Origin of the sequence: Geomonas oryzisoli, assembly GCF_018986915.1 — a bacterium.
GTDB classification, from domain to species: Bacteria; Desulfobacterota; Desulfuromonadia; order Geobacterales; family Geobacteraceae; genus Geomonas; species Geomonas oryzisoli.
The window spans coordinates 4,443,320-4,462,313 of the sequence record NZ_CP076723.1 but is presented as its reverse complement, the minus strand read 5'-3'; the positions used below and the strand labels follow the sequence as shown (position 1 = coordinate 4,462,313).

Below are 18,994 nucleotides of genomic sequence, written 5' to 3'. Positions count from 1 at the left end.
TTTTTTGAAGGGAAGGGGACTTAGGGGGGCTAGGGATTGGGGATTGGGGATTGGGGATTGGGGCGGGCGAGGTGGCGGGCGAGGTGGCGGGCGAGGTGGCGGGATGCCGAGGGGCGGCAATGGGGCGTGTGCGGCGGGTGGATCAGCGCGGCATCAGTTCCGGGGGCGGGGTGAGCGAGAAACGGTGGAAGATCCCTTCGATGAGGTCGCACAGCGTCGGGTCGAGGCTGCGGTTCTTCTCCAGGACCAGGCGCCGCGGCCGGGCCGTGGCGAATCCTTCGACGTGGTGGCTGACCAGTGAGCCGTCGGCGAGATGTGATGCCACCACGCTGCGGGATATGAAGGTGACCCCTTCTCCTGCCTGGACGGCCTTGATGATGAACGGGATGTCGTCGAAGTAGACCGTGTTGCGGAACTCGGCGGCGTCCCGGCCGATGCCGTGCATGCTCTTTTCCAGGAAGCGCCGGGCGCAGCAGCCCGATTTCTTGCAGTACAGGCGCTGGCCCAGCATGGTTTCGACGGTGACCACCCTGCCGTCGATGCCGAAGCCGGGCTTGCTCACGAAGACCATCTCGTCGTCGGGCAGCGGGTAGACCGCGAACTCGTCGAGATTCAGGTCTTCGCAGAACTCGATCAGCACGAGGTCGTACAGCGTTTCCTTCAGCCCCTTCAGGGCCCCTTCGGGCATGTCGAAGACGAAGCTCAGCTCGCTGGTCTGGGAGTTGCGCGACATGAAGCGCGTGAAGATGTCGGGGAGGAAGGAGATGCCGAAGGGAGCGGTGCAGCAGAAGGAGATCTTGCGCTTGCGAGCCAGCAGCTGAAGGTCATGGACGAAGTCCTGCTCCATCTTCAGCACCATCCGCGCCTTCTCCACGAGCAGCTGTCCGGCCGCCGTCGTTTTCAGTGCGAGCCCTGAGCGGTCCAAAAGGAGTTGGCCGTAGTGATCCTCGAGGATCTTGATCCTGCGGGAGACGGCGGACTGTGTCACACAGAGGATCTCGGCAGCTTTGGAGAAACTGCCACATTCGACCGAAACTACGAGGGTTTTCAGATTGGTGAAATCCATGGATCTGCTCTCTCGCTGCCGGGTCATGCGAAATACGCATACGTTGTGTGAGAATATGTCGTTTGTGCATATTGCAAAAAACTTATATAGATTGCAAGGCTGAAATTGGCAAATTAACGATAGACAATCAAATGGGATGAGACAGATTTAATTACCATGCGCATTGCGCATGAAGCCATGAAAAACTTTCACTTGAGTAGTTTACCCTATCCTGCGACAAAGCAACAGTGTCTTTGGTCGTTGACTTATCAGCGGCTGTCCAATCGAAAACTGTTGTTGCACGGTCAGTTGTGACACGCTGCCCGAAACAGCACCTTTAGCGTCACAACTCTTTGACAGTGCCTGTATGGATTTTTCCGTACCGTGCACTGCCAAATCAACATTCTTGACAGAAAACGAAAATATTTTAACTTTTGCAAGTAAACCCTTTGACAGTGTTAATCATGGAGAAAGGAGGCCGAGAACTTTAACATCTGTTGGCAGCCATATTTCACCCAATCCAAAGGAGGTTGTATGTCGGAAAAGATGATGAAAAAGAGCAGGGTAGTGCTGTTCTCGCTGCTCGGTCTGGTGGCCGTCGCGGCTCTCAGCATCTGGGGGTGCGGTGATACCAGCTATGACAGCCCCGCCAAGGTTATAACCACGACTAAAACCGCAACCGCACTGATCGAGCCCACGGAACTGAACCAGTGGCTCACCGAGGGCAAGGTGAACAAGGCCGGCGGCTACGACCGCGTGGTGATCCTCCAGGTCGACGGGACGATTACCAACTACGATCTCGGGCACATCGCAGGCTCGCAGAGCGTAGGGCTCACCACCGAGCTTGCGCAGACCCGCGTCGAGGGGCCGATGTACACCGGCTCCATGGTGCCGGACGGGATGACCATGGACACCCTGATCCAGCGCACCGGCATCGATGCCAACACCACCATCGTTTTCACCACCTCCGAGGCCGAAAGCGGATCCCCCTGGAACCTCACCAGGGGCTACACCGTATTCCGCTACTGGGGCTTCCCCAAGGAAAGGCTCAAGGTTCTCAACGGCGGCAACAAGGCCTGGAAGACCGCGGGGCTGCCGCTGGTCTTCGACAAGCCCACCATCGCCAGGTCGAGCTACGCGGTGACCCCTAACGGCGTCAACCGGGTCAAGCCTGATCTGAGGGCTTCGCTCTCCGACATGATCGCCGCGGTCAGCGCGGGAACCGTGAGCAACGATTTCATCGACGGCAGGAGCACGGACGTTCCGGCCGGCCCCACTTCCGACCTGATCGACACCTCCACTCCGACCAAGTACGTCGTCTTCGAAGGCGCCGTGCACGGCGGCCGCAACAAGGCGCACACCCTGCTGCACACGGCAGGCAAGTTCAAGTCCGTCGACGACGTCAAAACGGCGCTGGCCATCCCGGCCGGCCGCACCTCGATCTACACCATCTGTCGCGCCGGCAACATCGCCTCGGTCCTGTTCTTCGCCATCGACGGCTATGCCTACTACAACGAGACCACCGCCGGGACCATGAAAGCGGTCTGGTACGACGGCTCCTGGGGACAGTGGGGGCTCATGGCCAGCTCCGACAAAGTCGGCACCACCCTGGCCAACGCGGGCGGCAAGCTCGCCGTCGGTTCCATCTGGGACACCACGGCCCTGACCGATTCCCGCACCTACAACATCGATGCCGGGCGCACCATCGTCACCTACACCTCCCGCCTCTTGAGCCCGGAGCCGAGCTACGCGAACGGCAACCAGATCGAAGACACGGATGCGGCCTACCATAGCCCGGTTACCACCAGCGGCGGCAGCGGCACTTCCGGCGGCGGAGGCGGCTGCTAGGAGCCCAGGCAGCTTTCGGATCATCAATCGACCACATGACCATATAGGGAGTAGACGACTATGATCAAAATCAACAAGACCGTCTGTGCTGCCCTGCTCGGGGTAGCTCTGGCCAGCGGAACCGCATATGCAGGACCCAAGATGACCTTCGGACCCAACGACGAGGGGGCGCTGCAGCTGGACTACAAGGGCCAGTTCCAGATGACCTTCCGCGACATCGGCTCCGGCGACAACAACGAGGACACCACGGCCAACTTCAACTTCCGCCGCAACCGCCTGGCGCTCATGGGCAAGTACGGCGACATGATGTCCATCTACGTGCAGACCGAGTACACCGACGACCAGAACCTGACCCCGCTCGACGTGGCATCCGAGAACCAGGGCTCCAACTTCCAGCTCCTGGACGCGGTGGTCCGCTTCAAGATCGACAACGCATTCCGCATCAACGTCGGCAAGTTCAAGTACAACCTGTCGCGCGAGAACCTGGAGGCCTGCGAGGCGCCCCTTACCCTGGACCGCTCGCTCTTCATCCGGGCCCCCTACGTCACCACCCGCGACACCGGTGTGGCCGTCTGGGGCAACCTCTTCAACGACATGTTCCAATACCGCCTGGACGCCATGGAGGGACGCAAGGCCGTTTCCGGGGACACCGCACCCGCCTCGAACTTCCGCTACTCGGCCCGCGCCCACGTGACGCTGCTCGACCCGGAGAACGACTACGGCTACAAGGGGACCTACCTGGGCAAGAAGAAGGTCGCCACCTTCGGCGCGGCCTACCAGTTCGAGCCTGACATCGCCTACGCCGACACCATCGCCAGGACCGGCAAGAAGGATTACAAGGCCTGGACCTTCGACGGCTTCGTCGAATACCCGGTCGAGGGGCTGGGAACCTTCACCGCTTCCGGCGCGTACGAGAAGGTGGATCTCGACAACGCCTACCTGGGCGACAATCCCGACGTCAACGTGGTCGGCATCAACGGGGAGAAAAACGGCTACTACGTCAAGGCGGGCTACATGCTCCCCAACATCCCGCTCCAGCTGTTCGTGCGCCACGAGAACTGGAAGTTCGCCAACTTGAACGGCATCTACGACCAGCGCGTTTTCTGGACCGGCGGCGGCGCGAACTACTACCTGCGTGACCAGAACCTGAAGCTCACCTTCGAGGCCAACTCCACCGGCTTCCGTAACGGCAGCGGTACCACGGCCGACGGGACCGAGGACTTCATGACCTACGTGACCCAGCTCCAGGTGATCTTCTAACCACAGACAGCCAAGGGGACTGGCTCCGGTAGGTGCCAGTCCCCCTCGGCCAAGAGGAGGAAAAGCGATGTTTGGTAAAACGATGCGGATTGCGGCGGCAGGCCTGGTGGCGCTGAGCCTGGCGGCGACGGCCTTCGCGGCAGGACCGGCGAAGGGGAAAGTAACCAAGGTGGAAGGGGAGCAGGTCACGGTGACCCTGGAGGCGGCTCCTCCTGCGTTCGTCAAGAAAGGCGCCATGGTAACTTCCCTCGGCGGGAGCCCGAAGGTGCTCGCGGTGCAGGGAAACGAGGTGACGCTTAAGTTCGGCAAAGCCAAGGCGGAAAAGATCAAGGTGGATTCCCCGATCTCCCTCACGGAGTGCGAGGGGGATGAGTTGCAGGGCTGCTGATGCGGATGGGCGCCCCGCCTGCGCGGGGCGCCCTTTTGTTCGATAACCGGAAAGGACAGAGGAAATCATGAAGAGACTGAATGTGCAGGCAAGCCTGGCGGCCGCTCTTCTTGTGGCGTTGGCGGCGCCGGCTTTCGCGGGTAAGGCCGGCATCGGCTGGCAGGAAACGATAGCGGCCAAGTCGGGGAAGGCGAAGACCCTGGCCGAATTGGCCAAGATGTACGACTCGAGCTCCTGCGTCGAATGTCACCAGGAGCAGCATGACCAGGCCCAGAAATCAATTCACTCGCGCTCCCTCTTCGGCACGGCGCGCACGGCGATGACCATAATGACCACTATTGAGAACGGCCTGATGGAGGAACCCTATTCGGGGGTGAAGAGCCCGAAGGACGTCAAGGTGGAGCACCTGATGGGGTGCGCCAAGTGCCATCTGCCGCAACTGGCCGACGCCGAGGATTCGGTGGCCCAGGAACTGGTCACCACCCTCTACGGCTGGAAGGAGGCGCGGGCCAAGAAGGACAAGGAGGGGGCCAAGAAACTCGAAGAGAAGCTGAAGAGCGTCTCCATCAACTGCCTGGTCTGCCACAACAGGAACGCCATCACCCACAAGTGGCAGGACGGCTACCCCAAGGCCGGCGTGGTGTACGGATCCAAGGACGGGGATCATCCCTCGGACAAGTTCCCCAAGATGGCCAAGAGCCCGATCATGGACCAGGCCATCCAGTGCGGCCAGTGCCACGGTCTGGGGCCGAACCTGGAGCTGGACGAGCCTACCCAGTGCTGCACCTCCTACGGCAGCTACCTCTGGGCCTACAAGGCGGAGGTGGGGCAGGAGAACTGCCAGGAATGCCACATGAAGAACTCCAAGCTCGGCCACAACATCCAGTCCTATCGTGACGCGGCCATGAGCGACAAGGCTGTGGAATTCAAGGCCGAGGCCTTCGGGTACTACTGGCGCGACGGCGCGAAGATCAGGCCCAGGGCCGTGGTCAAGGTCGAGATGCTGAACAAGGCGGGGCACTCCATCCCCGACGGCTGACCGACCCCCAACCGACTGGTTCTGTCGGTAATCGGGAAGACCAAAGACGGCAAGGAAGTGTTCAATCAGGAGAAGATCTACATGCCTGTCCCGCAGCAGTTGGCCCGCGGCGACCGGATGGGGCGCGGCCCCTACGAGAAGAGCGGCCTGATCGAGGACACGGGGCTGCCCCCGGGCAAACTGGTGAAGGAGCGCTTCGAAATCTTCTATCCGCTGGAAGAGGTCGAAGTGAACGGCAAGACGGTGGAGAAGCCCGCGGCGTACGATCTCGACGTGGAAGTGAAGCTCACCTATCTCCCCTTCGGCACCCCCAACAGCGATCCCTTCGTCTGGAAGGAGTTCACCAGGACGGTGAGTATCAGCCAGAGCGGCAAGTGATGCAAAGAGCAGGTTCCTGGTTTGTTATGGCCGGCATCCACCGCGATGCCGGCTTTTTTTGTTCATTGCTCATGAAAGGTTTTGGAGAATGATTCTAATTTGACTATAATGCGCGGGAGTTCAGTGCAGATACAGCGGGCGATATGAAGGTTACAGACCGAGAAACATACCCAGCTCCTCCCCCCGGAGGGGGGAGGTCGGGAGGGGGGACACAGGATGCGTGCGGGATCAATTTCCCCCTCCCTGGCCCTCCCCCTCCGGGGGCGGGGACCGTAGCGCGGCAGCCATCCGGCTGGTCCAGGGTTACCCGCCAAGCAACTCTGCTGGCTGCCCTTTTCGCTGCCGGGTGTATCGGTAAGGGAGCACCGCCCGAAAACTGCCTCTCCTGCCACGCCGGCATCGAACACGCCTCGGCCACCCACCGCGACTGCGTCGCCTGTCACGGCGGCGACGGCAAGGCCCGGGAGAAAGAGGCGGCGCACCGCGGCATGCTCGGCAAGGGCAACCCCTCGGCGCCCGAGCACTGGGACAAGAGCTGCGGTGCGTGTCACCTGTACCAACTGGACCGGGTGAGGTCGAACCTTATGTACACGACGACGGGCATGATCCGCAACATCCGGCTCACCTGGGAAGGGCCCGAGGATGGGGACTACGCCAGCCGTGGCGGCGAGGTCTCCGATCCCGCCGGTAAGCCGCTGCGGCTCCAGCCGGTGGCGGAGCTTGACCACCTCTCCGGCGAGCTGTACCGCAAGTTCTGCGCTCAGTGTCACGTGGCCCGGGAGAGTGGTGAGGTCTACGGGGCCAGCCACGCCTCGGGGTGCGCCGCCTGCCACTTTCCCTACAACGATCGCGCGCTGTACCGGGGCGGGGACGCCACCGTTCTGGGAAGGGGACCCTACGCGGCCAGCCACGCCATGGAGCGGCTCCCCGGCAACGAGGTCTGTTCCCGTTGCCACAACCGCAGCGGGCGCATCGCCTACTCGTACCAGGGGCTGAACGACGGCAACAACTCGCTGGTGCCGACCCGCTTCGGGCAGCCGGGACCGGTCGTGGCCGGCGGCAACAGGAACCTGACCCACATCGCCCCCGACGTTCACTTCGCCGCCGGGATGGACTGCATCGACTGCCACACCTCGCGCGACCTGATGGGTGACGGCTACTCCTACAAGAACATGTACCTGCAGACCGAGATCGCCTGCGAGGACTGCCACGGCGGGGCGAGGCCACCGCGTTACCGGGAGATCTCCGGCGAAAGCGACGAGGCGCTGCGGGAGTCCCAGGGGTACCGGATGCAGATGCGGCAGGGGATGAAGATGATCCTCACCGCCAAGGGGCGCGCCTACTCCAACGTCTTCTATCGCGACGGCGCGGTGTGGGTGCTGGGCAAGCGCAGCGGCAGGCTCTTCAAAAGCCGGGTGATCACGGGAAGCCCGGAGCATACCGTGGTGGGGCACGGCCGGATGGAATGCTACTCCTGCCACAGCCGCACCGTGGTCCAGTGCTACGGCTGTCACACCAGCTACGACAAGACCCGCTCCGCCATGGACTATGTGAAGGGGATGCCGACGCCGGGTCGCTTCAGCGAGAAGGAAGATTACCGGATGCTCTACCCCTTCCCGCTGGCCCTGAACCAGCGCGGCAGGATCTCCACGGTCACCCCGGGGTGCCAGACCTTCGTGAGCGTGGTGGAGCCGGACAGCAGCCTCTCCAAAAACGAATACGTGGCGCGCTTCAAGGGGAAACAGCAGCTTCGCTTCGCCCCCTTCTACTCGCACAACACCGGCAAGAAGGCGATCGGCTGCGGCGAGTGCCACGGCAACCCCGCCTTCCTCGGATTCGGGCAGCACGTGGTTGCCGGCAGGAACATCGAGGGGACCATGATCTGCGAGCAGTCGGCGGACAAGCCGCTGGACGGCTTTTTGACCCTGCAGGAGGGTAAGGTGCGGGCCTATTCGGCCATAACCCGGGAGCATTCCCGTCCCCTGAACGGCGTCGAGGTGCGGCGCGCCCTGGCGGTGAACCTCTGCCTGGTCTGCCACGACAAGGCCGCCGACCCCATCTATCGAAAGGAGCTGGACCATCGTGCGCTCAATGATGCGCTGCATCGTCGCCTTATCCCTGCTCCTTAGCGCGACAGTCGCTTTCGGCAAGGAGAACTGCACCGTCTGCCATAAGAAGGTGGTCAAGGGGGTGCACCGGGGGCTTCCCTGCCTCTCCTGCCATCTGGACGAAACCAGGACCCTGGCCAACCCCGGCTCCAGGGAGAGCCGCGCCGCGGGCTGTGTCGGCTGCCACAAGGGATACGCGGCGCTCTTCGACCAGCCGATGGGGAGCCGCCGCGGTGAGCTCGACTTCGTGGCGGTGAGCTACGGCCGGGTCGATGCACGCTTCTTCGGCAAGAACTGCGGCGCCTGCCACCTCAAGGGGTGCACCGACTGTCATGCCGGCAAGGGGCACGAGATCGCCAAGCCGCGCGACCGCGACTGCTTCGTCTGCCATAAGGGGTACTTCGTCGGGACCGATTACTACGGCATGGCCCCGCGCGAGGACAGCATGCGCTACCAGCGCGGCGAGGTGGCGTACGGCGAGGCGTACCTCAAGATGACCCCGGACCTGCACGCCGAGGCCGGACTTGCCTGCGGCGACTGCCACTCCATGGCGAGCCTCGCCGCCGGGCGCAAGGCGGCGAAGGGATGCCGGGACTGCCACGAGCCGAAGCAAAGCGTGCCGGAACATCGCATCGCGGCGCACCTGGAAAAAATGGAATGCTGGGCCTGTCACTCGGCCTGGGCCGCACAGGAATACGGCACCTTTTTCCTGCGCTTCACCAACAGCCCCTCGCAGGAGCGCTACGGGCTGCGCAGGGACCAGGTTGCCGAGGAGTACCTGAAGAGCGCCTACCTGCGGCAGCAGGATGCCCCTCCGCTGGGGTTGAACCGGCGGGGGAAGGTGAGCCCCATCAGGCCGGAGTTCATCGCCTACTTCACCGACGTCAGGAACGACCGCGCCGTCTGGGACGAGAACAGGCTGCTGGCGGCCCGGTGGAAGGCGTTTTTCCCCCACACGGTGCGTCGCGGCACGGTGATGTGCGAGGGGTGCCACGACAATCCGCGCCGCTTCCTGCTGGAGCGCAGGGAGGACCGGATCTACCAGCTGCAGGCCGAGGGGATGACGCTCCCCTCCTTCTGGGATGCGGCCGGGCAGCAGATGGGTAACGGTTCGTTCTACCCGGAGCGACGGTACCTGGAACTTTCGCGCAAGAGCACGGCCTATCGGAGGGCGTACCTGGAAAAATGGCAGAACTTGGTCAATCACGTCGAAGCTTCCTCGGTGCCCTGATCGCGCTCGTCGCGGGAGGATGGTTCCTGGGCAGGTTCCTTACGCCGCGGGGCAGGCGCACGAAGACGCTGCTCACGGTAGCCAGGGGTGATCTCCCGCGCGACGGAGCCCTGGTGTACCGGGAGGCGCGCATCGCCGTCCTGGACCGGGGGGGGCAGGTCTACGCGCTGAACCTGATCTGCACGCACCTGGGCTGCACGGTCAACGTGACCCCCGCCGGGCTGGTCTGTCCCTGTCACGGCTCCGAGTTCGATCGCGAGGGGCGGGTGCTGAAAGGCCCCGCCGACCGCGCCCTGGAGCGGTACCAGGTGCACCTGGTGGGCGAGAACTACCACGTGCAACCGTAGGGGCGAATAATCATTCGCCCAGCCGTAAGCTCCCCTCCCTTGACGGGAGGGGCAGGGGGGTGGGTGAAGCCGCAAGGGCACGGCGGTGAGGGCACCTTCCCCCACCCCCTAACCCCCTCCCGCAAGGGGAGGGGTAATAGACAGCGGGAGTCGTCGAGGTTGGCAATGCAGGCGAAACAGCGGGAGCAACTGATTTGATCGAAGACTTCCTGAAACATCTCTTTCCCCGGGCGGTGCTGCAAAAGAACCTGACCCTCTCCTATACCCTGTGCCTGGGGGGGCTCGCCTTCACCTGCCTGATGCTGTTGGTCGCCTCGGGGCTGCTGCTCCTTTTCTACTATCAACCCACCCCTGCCGCCGCCTACCCATCCATCCTGCTCCTGGAATCGTCTGTCTGGGGAGGGCGCTACCTGAGAAGCCTGCACCGGCTCGCCAGCCACTTCTTCCTGGTGCTGATCGTGCTGCACACCCTGAGGGTGATCCTCACCGGCGCCTACCAAAAGCCCCGGCAGCTCAACTGGCTGGTCGGCTGCGCCCTGCTGCTACTCGCCGTATTCGAGGGGTACACCGGCTACCTCCTCCCCATGGATCAGCTCGCCCTCTGGGCCACCCAGACCGGGATGGAACTGGTGCACATCATGCCGTTTGGTGGCGCGCTGCGCGCCGTGCTGGTGCCGGACGGGGTGGGCGAGCCGGCATCGCTGCTGAGGTTTTACGTGCTGCACATCCTGATGATCCCGGGAGCGCTGTTCTTTCTGAGCGGACTCCATTTTTACCGGATCAGGAAGAACAAGGGGGTGCTCCCCTACCTATGAAAAGAGGTTACGTAAAGAGTTCGCCGCACTTCTTCCGGCTCATCAAGATCGCCCTGGCCCTCACGGTGCTGGTCCTCATGGTCCTGGCCGCGCTGGTCCCGGCCCCCTTGCAGGAACAGGCGAACCTCGCCCGAGTCCCCAATCCGGTCAAGTCCGCATGGTTCCTGCTCTGGATCCAGGAGCTGGTCAGCTACTCGAAGTACCTCATCTACCTGGTGCTGGCGCTGGTGGCCGGTTTCCTCGCTCTCCCCTGGCTCTCCCGTCCGGCGCCGTCGCAGTGCGCCTGCTGGTTTCCCCGTGGGTCCCGGGTGGTGACCTGTGCGGCACTGGTCACCTGCGCCCTGGTGCTCGCGCTCACGGTCGTGGCGATGTTCTGCAGAGGTGCCAATTGGCAGTTCGTTTCCCCCTTCTGATCACGCTGGCGGTGCTTCTGCTCCCCTACCAGGCGGTGCAGGCGGGAGGAGCCTCGTGCCTCACGTGCCACCCCGTGCACTACCGTGCCCTGGGAAGCTGCGTGAGTTGCCACGCCGGCGATCCTCGGTCCGACCGGCTGCGCATCGCTCACCACGACCTGGTACCGGGGCGCTTCGCCTGGTTTGCCGTGCCGGGCGCCGCCACCACGGAGCGTGGCCGCGATCTCATGGAGAGGTTCGCCTGCCGCCGCTGTCACAGCTCGGCGGGGAAGGGGAACCGGTTGGCCGCGGACCTGGACCGGCTTCCTGCGGGGGTGACAGCGCAGGCGATTTTCCAGGCGCTCGATAAACCCGCCCTGTTGATGCCCCAGTTTTACTTTGACGACCGGCAAAAAACGGAACTGGTGAATGCAGTGCTGGCGGGGGCGCGGGAGGCTGCGGGCAAAGGGGGGGCGCGCAAGGGGGAGTCGCCCCAGGTGGTGCACTTCGAGGAAGGCGCCGGCGGCAGGGAGAACATCTTCGAGAAGCGCTGCGGTGCCTGCCACCGGGCGCTCACCCGCGACGGGGGAGGGCTGGGGCGCGGGGGGATCGGCCCGAACCTTTCCGGGCTCCTCTCGGAGTTCTATCCGAAGACGGCCCCCGGCCGCAGCCGGTGGAGCGTCGCGGCCTTGGAAAAGTGGCTGGAGAACCCGAGGAAAAGCCGGGAGCAGACCCAGATGCGCCCGGTAGTCCTGCGACCCGGCGAGTTGGACACGCTGGTTGCCCTTCTGGCGGACGCAAAACAGCCCCGCCGGATACCGGGTCCGGCGGGGCTTTCCCTCCCCGTCTCAAGGAGGTGAGAGGCGGGGATGGACCCGTCAGCCGCGCACGATCTCCTCGAGGTTGCTGGCAATGGTGGTCGACGTGGCGGCCTGTTCCTCGGACGCGGTGGCGATCTGTGCGATGACGTGTTCGATCTGCTCGATTGAGTTGACGATGTTGGCGAGCGAGCTGTCCACCTGGTGCGAAAGCGCCTCGCTCACCTCGGCCTCGCTCTTGCCCCGTTCGATCGATTCCACCGCCAGGGCGGTTTCCTTCTGGATCTCTTCGACCATGAGCCGGATCTCCTTGGTCGAGGCCACGGTGCGGTCCGCCAGCCGGCGCACCTCGTCGGCGACCACGGCAAAGCCGCGCCCCTGCTCGCCGGCCCGGGCGGCCTCGATGGCTGCGTTCAATGCCAGCAGGTTGGTCTGGTCGGCGATGTCGTTGATGACGGCGACGAACTCCCCGATCTTGGCGGACTTTTCCCCCAGGTTCCCGACGATTCCCGCCGAGTCCCGCACGATCTCCGCCACCTTGCGCATCTCGCTCACGGCCTGGCTCACCACGCTTTGCCCCTCGCGCGCGTTGCCGGCCACCTCGGCGGCGGAGTCGGCGGCGTTCACCGTGTTGCGCGCCACCTCGTTCACCGTCATGCTCATCTCTTCCATCGCGGTGGCGATCTGGGTCACCCGCGTCTCCAGGTATTCCTTGCGCTCGATGGCCTCCCGCTGGTGCTGTGCCACCGCCTTCTCCGCGGTGATGTCGTTCCAGCAGGCCATGTAGCAGAGCACCTTGGCGGGATCCCTGCTGTCCCAGATCGGGTAGGTAGAGGTGCGCAGGGTCACCTCACCAATCGGGATCTCGGCGGTGTGCGGCATCCTGCCCCGCGGCTCGCCAAAGATGGCGCGGATCCGTGCCGGGTCCTTGTGGAACTGGTGGATGCTGTTGCCGTCGGCGTTGGCCACGTCGGCACCGCGCAGCCCGGAGTTCAACTGGCTGCGGTACTGCTGCATCAGGGCCCGGGCCTGTTTGTTCATATAGATGATCTTGTTGTCGTGGGTGGTGTCGCAGAGCATGACGATGTTGTCGACGTTGTCGAGCATCTGCGTCAGTTTGGCGATTTCCACGGCCTGATCGTCGATCTTACCCTGGTTGGCGTTGCCGAAAAGTTTCATCACTGCTCCCTTCGCGCCTCGGTAGGCGCCGGTTCGGTAGTGCCCATCCCGGGGCAGGCCTGTGCGGGAAGATGCACCGGTCAGGTACCTTCATCGGCAGGAAAGGCCAAAGCTTTAATGGGAGACGGCGTAATTCATCCTTTTCCTGTGGGAGTTTAGGCATCCGGCGTTGCGCTACTTCCCTTCATCGTCGCCCATTGAAATGCTCTACCGCGTTCCGAGCCGAGGACGACGACGATGTTGCATCTGCCCATGACGTGACATCTCGACAGGGAAGTTGCATGCGCGAATAATAATTTTCCGACGGTCGAGTCAACTGTGGACCCTCGGCAGCCGCGCGGCTGCAGCAAGCAACTGTCACAGCGGTCGTGACTGCAATCACGAAAAATTGAGATGGCTGTCATAAAGGGGGGTAATTGGGGACCAAAGACAACATTGCAGTGGACTAATTCGACTACGAGGTGTAAGTTTGTTTCGTTCCGAAGCATCGTCTTCGATTCTTCCCATCACAGAACTGGTATTGACTGGATCTTCTTGTCGTCTCTGCATTACAAGTTGCTTCTGGAGAAATACATGGTCACCTCCTGCTACTCCGGTAACGCTGCCGACAACCTCGCCGGCTCTCCCGCGCTCCTGCTGGAGTCCGCCCTGATCGGCATGGACCGCCTTGCCGTGCAGCAGATCTATGCCGACTCCGGCCTCTCTCCCCTTTGTTTCTGCGAACAGGTCATCGCGCCTGCCCTGACCGTCATCGGCGAGAAGTGGGACCGCGGCGACCTGTCCCTCTCCCATGTCTACATGAGCGGACGCCTCTGCGAGGAGTTCATGGAGCAGGTGCTCGGCGGGCACCCGCCGTTGGTCGATGAGCGCAGGCGCGTGGCGCTGGCGGTGCTCGAGGATTACCACCTGCTGGGCAAACGCCTGGTCGGGTTCGTGCTCAAGGGGGCGGGGATCTCCTACCTGGACTACGGCACGGTGGGCGCGCAGGAACTGGTGCACCGCGTACAGCGGGACGGTGTGCGGGTCCTGTTGATCTCGACGCTGATGCTTCCGTCTGCCCTGAAGGTGCGCGAGGTGCGCGACGGCCTGGACCGGCTCGGGTTGGAGTGCCGCATCATCGTAGGGGGCGCCCCTTTCCGGCTCGACCCCGCCCTGCACCGCGAGGTGGGGGCGGATCTCGGGTGCGATACCGCCTCCCAGGTGCTGCTTGCCCTGGCGCAACTGCGGGAGGGCGTGTCATGACCAGCATGGAGCGGGTCCTTACCGCCATCTCGCACCGGGAACCGGACCGGGTACCCCTGTTCCTGCTCCTTTCCCTACATGGGGCGCGGGAGCTGGGGCTTTCCATCGAGGCGTACTTCTCCAGACCGGAGCACGTGGTGCAGGGGCAGTTGCGCATGTTGGAGCGCTACGGGCACGACTGCATCTACGGGTTCTTCCATGCCTCGCTGGAGGCGGAAGCCTGGGGGGGGAGCACCATCTTCAGGGAGGACGGCCCCCCCAACGCAGGCCCCCCGCCGATCAGGGCCGAGGCGATCGCCTCGCTCGTCCCGCCGCGCATTCAGGAACAGCCGGGGCTCAGGCGGGTGCTGGAAGCGCAGCGCGCATTGAGGCAGGCCGTCGGCGATACGGTCCCCATCGTCGGGGTCGTCATGTCTCCCTTCTCGCTTCCCGTGATGCAGCTTGGCTTCGACCACTACCTCGACCTGATCTTCGACCGCCCTGACCTCATGTACAGGCTTATGGAGCTAAACGGAGCCTTCTGCGCAGAGTGGGCCAACGCCCAGCTTGCCGCCGGAGCCCACGCCATCTGCTATTTCGATCCGCTCGCCTCTCCCAAGATGATCGATCCCGTCCTGTACCGCCGCTTCGGTGCACCCGTCGCGCAAAAGACGATAGCAGCTATCACCGGACCTACCGCCACCCACCTCGCCTCCGGTCCCTGCCTTGGCGTCGTGGACGACCTCGTCGCCACCGGCACGACCATGGTCGGGGTGGGGGAGGACGATCTCGCTGCCGTGAAAGAGAGCTGCCGCGGTCGGCTCACCGTGGTCGGCAACCTCAACGGCATCAGGATGCGCAACTGGGACGACGCGGCCACGGCGACTGCTGTTAAGGAGGCCATCGAGGCGGCGGCTTCAGGCGGTGGCTTCATCCTCTCGGACCAGCACGGCGAGATCCCCTGGCAGGTCCCCGAGGCGACCCTCACCGCGCTCGCGGAGGCCGTACGCGAGTACGGCCGCTACCCGCTGCCCGGCGGGAGGGGGTGATCATGGCCACCCCGCGCATTTATTGCTGCGAGTCCCTGGGGCCCGACGTCCGCGAAGCCTTGGCCGGGAGCACCCTGGCCGGGGCTGAGTGCACCACCTTTACCGGCTGCTGCGGCCGTCCGCCGGTTTCCTGGGACGACCTGCGCCGCCGGTGCGGCACCTCCCCCGCCATCGTGGTGGGAGGGGAATGCCTGGGACACCTGGGCGACCCCCCTGACGACCTGCGCCGGATCCGACTTCTCAAAAAAAGGCACTGCGCGGCGCTCGTCTGCGGCGACTATGCCTTCGGCCGGCTGACAGCCGGCGGTGGCTACCTGGTCACGCCGGGGTGGCTCGCTCATTGGCGCTCCTTCGTGGAGGGGTGGGGATTCGACGCGAGTACCGGCGCCGACTTCTTCGCCGAAAGCTGCGCGAGGATCACCCTGGTCGACACCGGGAGTGTGCCGCAGAGCTCGAGCTCGCTTGCGGAGTTCGGCGCCTTCGTGCAGCGGCCGGTGGAAACGGTGCCGGTAGGCCTGGAGCTGCTGAGCCTGCAGCTGGAGCGGGCACACGGTGCACTGGAGTGGCAGGGTCGCGGTGATGCAGCGGCGCGCGAGCCGGCCTCCGATTACGCGCTTTTGCTCGATCTGCTATCCCGGATGTCGAGCAGCAGCGGTGAGCAGGGGGTGGTCGAGGAGCTCATCTCCGTTTTCGCCATGCTCTTTGGAGCCGGGGAGGTGGCCTTCGTTCCTGCCAGTGGCGCGCCGCCGTACCGTCACGGGGAGACGGTGACCGAAGAGCCGACCTTGCGCAGGCTTGCCTCGGGGATGCAGGGGAGTTTCGAGGTGGCCGCGGATGCCCGGGGATTCCTGGTGTGCCTGAACCACAACGGTCTGGTAGGTTGGCTGTGGGCGGGGGACTTCGCCCTCCCCCAGCACCTGCAGAGGTACCTGAACCTCGCCGTCAGCGCCGCCAACGTCTGCGCCATGGCCATCGTCTCGGCCCGCACCGTCTCACGCAGTCTCAAGGAGAGCGAGGACAAGTACCGGCTGCTGTTCGAGAACATGGGCAACGGCTTCGCCCTGTTGGAAATGCTGCTGGGGCCGCAGGGAACCCCCGCCGACTTCCGCTTCGTCGAGGTCAATCCCGCCTTCGAGGCTTTCACCGGGCAGACCGAAGCGGCACTGGTGGGGCGGACCCTGCTGGAGCTGCTCCCCGATTTCGACCCTGCCCAGATGGAGAGCCTGGGGCAGCTCGCCCGCGAGGGGACGCCGCTGGCCCTGGAGCGATACTTCTTCAACGGCAAGTGCTGTCAGGTCTGGCTCTTCCGTCCCAGGCCCGGGTACTGCGGCATGATCATCAACGACATCACCCAACAAAAGCTGCTGGAGGACAAACTCAGGCAGTCGATCAAGATGGAGTCGGTGGGGCGTCTGGCGGGTGGGGTGGCGCACGAGTTCAACAACATGCTGTCGGTCATCATCGGCTACGCCGAGATGCTGGGCATGGAGTACCACGGCAACAGGCGGATCGCGGATTCGCTGCAGGAGATATCCAAGGCGGCGCAACGCTCCCGGGACCTCACCGCGCAGCTCCTGTGCTTTTCGCGGCAGCAGCTCATCTCGCCGAAAATGGTGGACGTGAACCAGGCGCTGGGGGACCTGGCCCGCAAGGTTTCACTGCTGGCCGGCGCGGGAACGCGGGTCTCACTGAAGCTTTGCCTCGAGCCGTGGCCGGTCAGGATCGACCCGGCCCAACTGGAAGAGATCATCACCAATGTCGTCAGCAACGCCGGCGCAGCCATGCCCGACGGGGGAAGCCTGATCATCGGGACGGGCAACGTCACGGTAGGTGATGAAACCTGCAGCACCAATATCGACGCGGCGCCGGGGGATTACCTGGAGATTTCCATCTCCGATTCAGGACACGGTATGGACGGCGAAACCTGCAGGCACGTGTTCGAACCTTTCTTCACCACGCGTGAGGTAGGGCAGGGTAACGGGCTGGGACTCGCCAGCGTGTACGGCATGGTGACCCAAAACGGCGGCTTCGTGACCGTGGAGAGCGAACGCGGCATGGGCACCACCTTCAGGGTCTTTCTCCCCCGCCATCGGGACCGGGTAGCTGAGGTGAAGCCGGTGCCGGCCGGGGGTGCAACCGGGACGGTGCTGGTGGTCGAGGATGACGAGATCGTCGGAAGGATGACGCTGAAGATGCTGGAGCACATGGGGTACCGCGTGCTGCTGGCGGGGAACGCGATGGAGGCGCTGGAGCTGTGTCGCTCCGAACACCGGATCGACCTGGTACTCTCGGACGTGATGCTTCCTGGTGCGAGCGGCCGGGACGCCGTGGAAACCATCCTCGCCCTGCGTCCCGATCTGAAGATCATCTACATGTCCGGCTATGCGCCGGAAACCCTGCTGGACAAGGGGGTCGACCGCCGCCGGGTCAACTTCATCCAGAAGCCATTCGACATGGCGAGCCTCGGAGAAAAGATCAGGTCCACCCTTTCCGGTAACGTCGCTACCTGGTAGTTCCCCCGCTCTCTCCCCCGTCTTGGTGACCACGCCGGAAGCAGAGGGCCAGCACACCCGCCAGTGCCAGGGTCGCTGCCAGCAGCAAAGCCGAAACAGCAGGATCGCTCAAAAGTGACGGCCGTACCAGCAGCACCCCAGCCAGCCCCAGCATCATGAGCCCCGACACCAGCTTCAGCACCCGCCCCTGCCATTCACTGAGCTTCCGCCCCCCCAGCGTTACCGTAAAGACCGCGACGATTGCCGCCAGAGGTACCACATAAACAAGACAGTATAGGGCAAGGTACGAGTAATAGCCTGGCGCCGAGAGCCGGTGCAGCGTGAGCGCGCGGGTGAAAACCATGGGAAAACCCGCGGTGCATAGCAGCTCGTAGCTGTTGGCGGCGACGGCGAGAACGCCGGTTCCGGCCAGAAGCGCCGGGAGCTGCTCCGCCTTCATAAGACGCCTCATCCGGGCGAAGAGCATGGGTTTTTTCCCCTCCGGGATGCTCAGGGTAACCCCCTGCCGGAACAGGAAGAAGTCCTTCACGTTGACCAGGCCGATGAGAAGCGCCAGAACCCCTGCGGCCGTGGTGACGGCGGGGAGCGTCCCCGCCACCAGGAACAGGTTCAGCCAGGCCGCCAGGAACAGGAAGTACAAAACCCCCGACACCAGGACGAAGACCCCTCCGATGAGGAACATCCGGCGCCGCGACCGGGCGTGGATCAAAAGACTCAAAAGAAAGAACAGCACGAAGAAGGCGCACGGATTGAAGCTGTCCAGCGCGGCGATCACGATCGTGAAGACGGGGAGGGACCGCTGCGGGTCCAAATCTCCCACGACGGGGACGGTGACGTGCTCGGCGGCCCGGGGAGGTGCGGCCGGCGGTATCTGGTGCTGCAGTGCCTCCTTGACCGCGTTTTCCAGCTGCGCCGGGGTCTGCTCGGAAAATCCGCTGAAATAGTGGGGGCCGATGATGAAGACCGGGACGCCGGTCGCCTCCCGGCCCCGCTCCTTCGCCATGCGCATGAGCAGCGGGATGTTGTCGCGGTGCTGCAGCACCTCCCATGATTGCACCGTCAGTCCCGGGTGTTTACGCTGCAGTTCCTGCAGGAACGGCTTGGCCTGCGCGCAATGCGGGCAACCTTCGCCCCAGAAGTAGTAGAGGGTGGTGCCGGAGGAGGCTTCGGCCGGACGGTAAAGGCAGACGACGCAGAGGAGAACCAGGAGCAGGAAAAAGGGGAGGCGATGCGGGAGGGGAGGGAGACGGTGCCCGCCGGGATGGGGGCGAAGCGAAGTGGCGGCGTCGCGAAAGCCGGAGCCCGGACCCACGCGGCGTTTTGTCGGCTGGTGCGTACCCATGCCGGAAATGATACTACGCGC

The 18,994-nt window shown here is 64.0% G+C and carries 16 protein-coding genes; 13 read left to right on the top strand and 3 right to left on the bottom strand.

The genetic code is table 11. The annotated features are described in order from the left end of the window. Positions 1-142: 142 nt before the first annotated feature. Entirely contained in the window at positions 143-1,066 is a 924-nt protein-coding gene (locus KP004_RS19430) for a LysR family transcriptional regulator (RefSeq protein WP_216800035.1), read from the bottom strand. 513 nt (positions 1,067-1,579) lie between these two features. Here KP004_RS19430 and extH point away from each other — a divergent pair. The 10 genes from extH to extS all read left to right on the top strand — a co-directional run bounded on the left by extH (position 1,580) and on the right by extS (position 11,711). Further along, positions 1,580-2,893: a selenite/tellurite reduction operon rhodanese-like protein ExtH gene (extH, locus tag KP004_RS19425; protein WP_216800034.1), complete on the top strand. Its 1,314-nt coding sequence runs from the start codon at positions 1,580-1,582 to the stop codon at positions 2,891-2,893. Positions 2,894-2,953: 60 nt separating this feature from the next. Beyond that, positions 2,954-4,153: a selenite/tellurite reduction operon porin ExtI gene (extI, locus tag KP004_RS19420; protein WP_216800033.1), complete on the top strand. Its 1,200-nt coding sequence runs from the start codon at positions 2,954-2,956 to the stop codon at positions 4,151-4,153. 67 nt (positions 4,154-4,220) lie between these two features. Beyond that, the gene (gene extJ / locus KP004_RS19415) at positions 4,221-4,541 is read left to right on the top strand and encodes a selenite/tellurite reduction operon protein ExtJ (RefSeq protein WP_216800032.1); all 321 of its coding nucleotides are present in this window, start codon (positions 4,221-4,223) and stop codon (positions 4,539-4,541) included. Positions 4,542-4,608: 67 nt separating this feature from the next. After that, positions 4,609-5,958: a multiheme c-type cytochrome (seleno)protein ExtKL gene (extKL, locus tag KP004_RS19410; protein ID WP_275423146.1), complete on the top strand. Its 1,350-nt coding sequence runs from the start codon at positions 4,609-4,611 to the stop codon at positions 5,956-5,958. A gap of 143 nt (positions 5,959-6,101) precedes the next feature. Then, a complete protein-coding gene (gene extM, locus KP004_RS19400; RefSeq protein ID WP_239026866.1) occupies positions 6,102-8,087 on the top strand; it encodes a selenite/tellurite reduction operon c-type cytochrome ExtM in 1,986 nt (661 codons plus the stop codon). Further along, the gene (gene extO / locus KP004_RS19395; RefSeq protein WP_216800029.1) at positions 8,041-9,297 is read left to right on the top strand and encodes a selenite/tellurite reduction operon b-type cytochrome iron-sulfur cluster-binding subunit ExtO; all 1,257 of its coding nucleotides are present in this window, start codon (positions 8,041-8,043) and stop codon (positions 9,295-9,297) included. The genes extM and extO overlap by 47 nt, the downstream gene beginning before the upstream one ends. Continuing rightward, entirely contained in the window at positions 9,252-9,644 is a 393-nt protein-coding gene (locus KP004_RS19390; protein ID WP_216800028.1) for a QcrA and Rieske domain-containing protein, read from the top strand. The genes extO and KP004_RS19390 overlap by 46 nt, the downstream gene beginning before the upstream one ends. Before the next feature lie 194 nt (positions 9,645-9,838). After that, positions 9,839-10,459 carry a cytochrome b N-terminal domain-containing protein gene (locus KP004_RS19385; protein WP_216800027.1) on the top strand — a complete coding sequence of 207 codons (621 nt, stop codon included), beginning with the start codon at positions 9,839-9,841 and terminating at the stop codon, positions 10,457-10,459. Further along, positions 10,456-10,872 (top strand): selenite/tellurite reduction operon b-type cytochrome membrane protein ExtQ, encoded by a 417-nt coding sequence (gene extQ, locus KP004_RS19380; protein ID WP_216800026.1) that lies wholly within the window; start codon positions 10,456-10,458, stop codon positions 10,870-10,872. The genes KP004_RS19385 and extQ overlap by 4 nt, the downstream gene beginning before the upstream one ends. Further along, positions 10,848-11,711: a selenite/tellurite reduction operon c-type cytochrome lipoprotein ExtS gene (extS, locus tag KP004_RS19375; RefSeq protein WP_216800025.1), complete on the top strand. Its 864-nt coding sequence runs from the start codon at positions 10,848-10,850 to the stop codon at positions 11,709-11,711. The genes extQ and extS overlap by 25 nt, the downstream gene beginning before the upstream one ends. An 18-nt stretch (positions 11,712-11,729) precedes the next feature. Here the strand turns inward: extS and KP004_RS19370 are convergent, their stop codons facing one another. Beyond that, positions 11,730-12,848 carry a methyl-accepting chemotaxis protein gene (locus KP004_RS19370; protein ID WP_216800024.1) on the bottom strand — a complete coding sequence of 373 codons (1,119 nt, stop codon included), beginning with the start codon at positions 12,846-12,848 and terminating at the stop codon, positions 11,730-11,732. 555 nt (positions 12,849-13,403) lie between these two features. On the opposite strand from KP004_RS19370, the gene KP004_RS19365 reads away from it, so the two are divergent. Genes KP004_RS19365 through KP004_RS19355 form a run of 3 tightly spaced genes read left to right on the top strand, consistent with a single transcriptional unit; the run spans position 13,404 to position 17,631 of the window. After that, a complete protein-coding gene (locus tag KP004_RS19365; protein ID WP_216800023.1) occupies positions 13,404-14,090 on the top strand; it encodes a cobalamin B12-binding domain-containing protein in 687 nt (228 codons plus the stop codon). Then, positions 14,087-15,118 (top strand): uroporphyrinogen decarboxylase family protein, encoded by a 1,032-nt coding sequence (locus KP004_RS19360; RefSeq protein WP_216800022.1) that lies wholly within the window; start codon positions 14,087-14,089, stop codon positions 15,116-15,118. Before KP004_RS19365 ends, KP004_RS19360 begins: the two co-directional genes overlap by 4 nt. A 2-nt stretch (positions 15,119-15,120) precedes the next feature. Next, entirely contained in the window at positions 15,121-17,631 is a 2,511-nt protein-coding gene (locus KP004_RS19355; protein WP_216800021.1) for an ATP-binding protein, read from the top strand. On the opposite strand, the gene KP004_RS19350 is transcribed toward KP004_RS19355, so the two are convergent. After that, entirely contained in the window at positions 17,621-18,973 is a 1,353-nt protein-coding gene (locus tag KP004_RS19350) for a glutaredoxin family protein (RefSeq protein WP_216800020.1), read from the bottom strand. The two genes, KP004_RS19355 and KP004_RS19350, sit on opposite strands and share 11 nt — an antisense overlap. Between the last annotated feature and the right edge of the window lie 21 nt (positions 18,974-18,994).

Excerpts from the sequence above, each read along its gene's own strand:
- KP004_RS19360 (WP_216800022.1), top strand. The coding sequence starts at position 14,087 with ATGACCAGCATGGAGCGGGTCCTTACCGCCATCTCGCACCGGGAACCG.
- extI (WP_216800033.1), top strand. The coding sequence starts at position 2,954 with ATGATCAAAATCAACAAGACCGTCTGTGCTGCCCTGCTCGGGGTAGCT.
- KP004_RS19370 (WP_216800024.1), bottom strand. The coding sequence starts at position 12,848 with ATGAAACTTTTCGGCAACGCCAACCAGGGTAAGATCGACGATCAGGCC.
- KP004_RS19430 (WP_216800035.1), bottom strand. The coding sequence starts at position 1,066 with ATGGATTTCACCAATCTGAAAACCCTCGTAGTTTCGGTCGAATGTGGC.
- extH (WP_216800034.1), top strand. The coding sequence starts at position 1,580 with ATGTCGGAAAAGATGATGAAAAAGAGCAGGGTAGTGCTGTTCTCGCTG.
- KP004_RS19390 (WP_216800028.1), top strand. The coding sequence starts at position 9,252 with ATGGCAGAACTTGGTCAATCACGTCGAAGCTTCCTCGGTGCCCTGATC.
- KP004_RS19350 (WP_216800020.1), bottom strand. The coding sequence starts at position 18,973 with ATGGGTACGCACCAGCCGACAAAACGCCGCGTGGGTCCGGGCTCCGGC.
- extQ (WP_216800026.1), top strand. The coding sequence starts at position 10,456 with ATGAAAAGAGGTTACGTAAAGAGTTCGCCGCACTTCTTCCGGCTCATC.
- extJ (WP_216800032.1), top strand. The coding sequence starts at position 4,221 with ATGTTTGGTAAAACGATGCGGATTGCGGCGGCAGGCCTGGTGGCGCTG.
- KP004_RS19355 (WP_216800021.1), top strand. The coding sequence starts at position 15,121 with ATGGCCACCCCGCGCATTTATTGCTGCGAGTCCCTGGGGCCCGACGTC.
- extM (WP_239026866.1), top strand. The coding sequence starts at position 6,102 with ATGAAGGTTACAGACCGAGAAACATACCCAGCTCCTCCCCCCGGAGGG.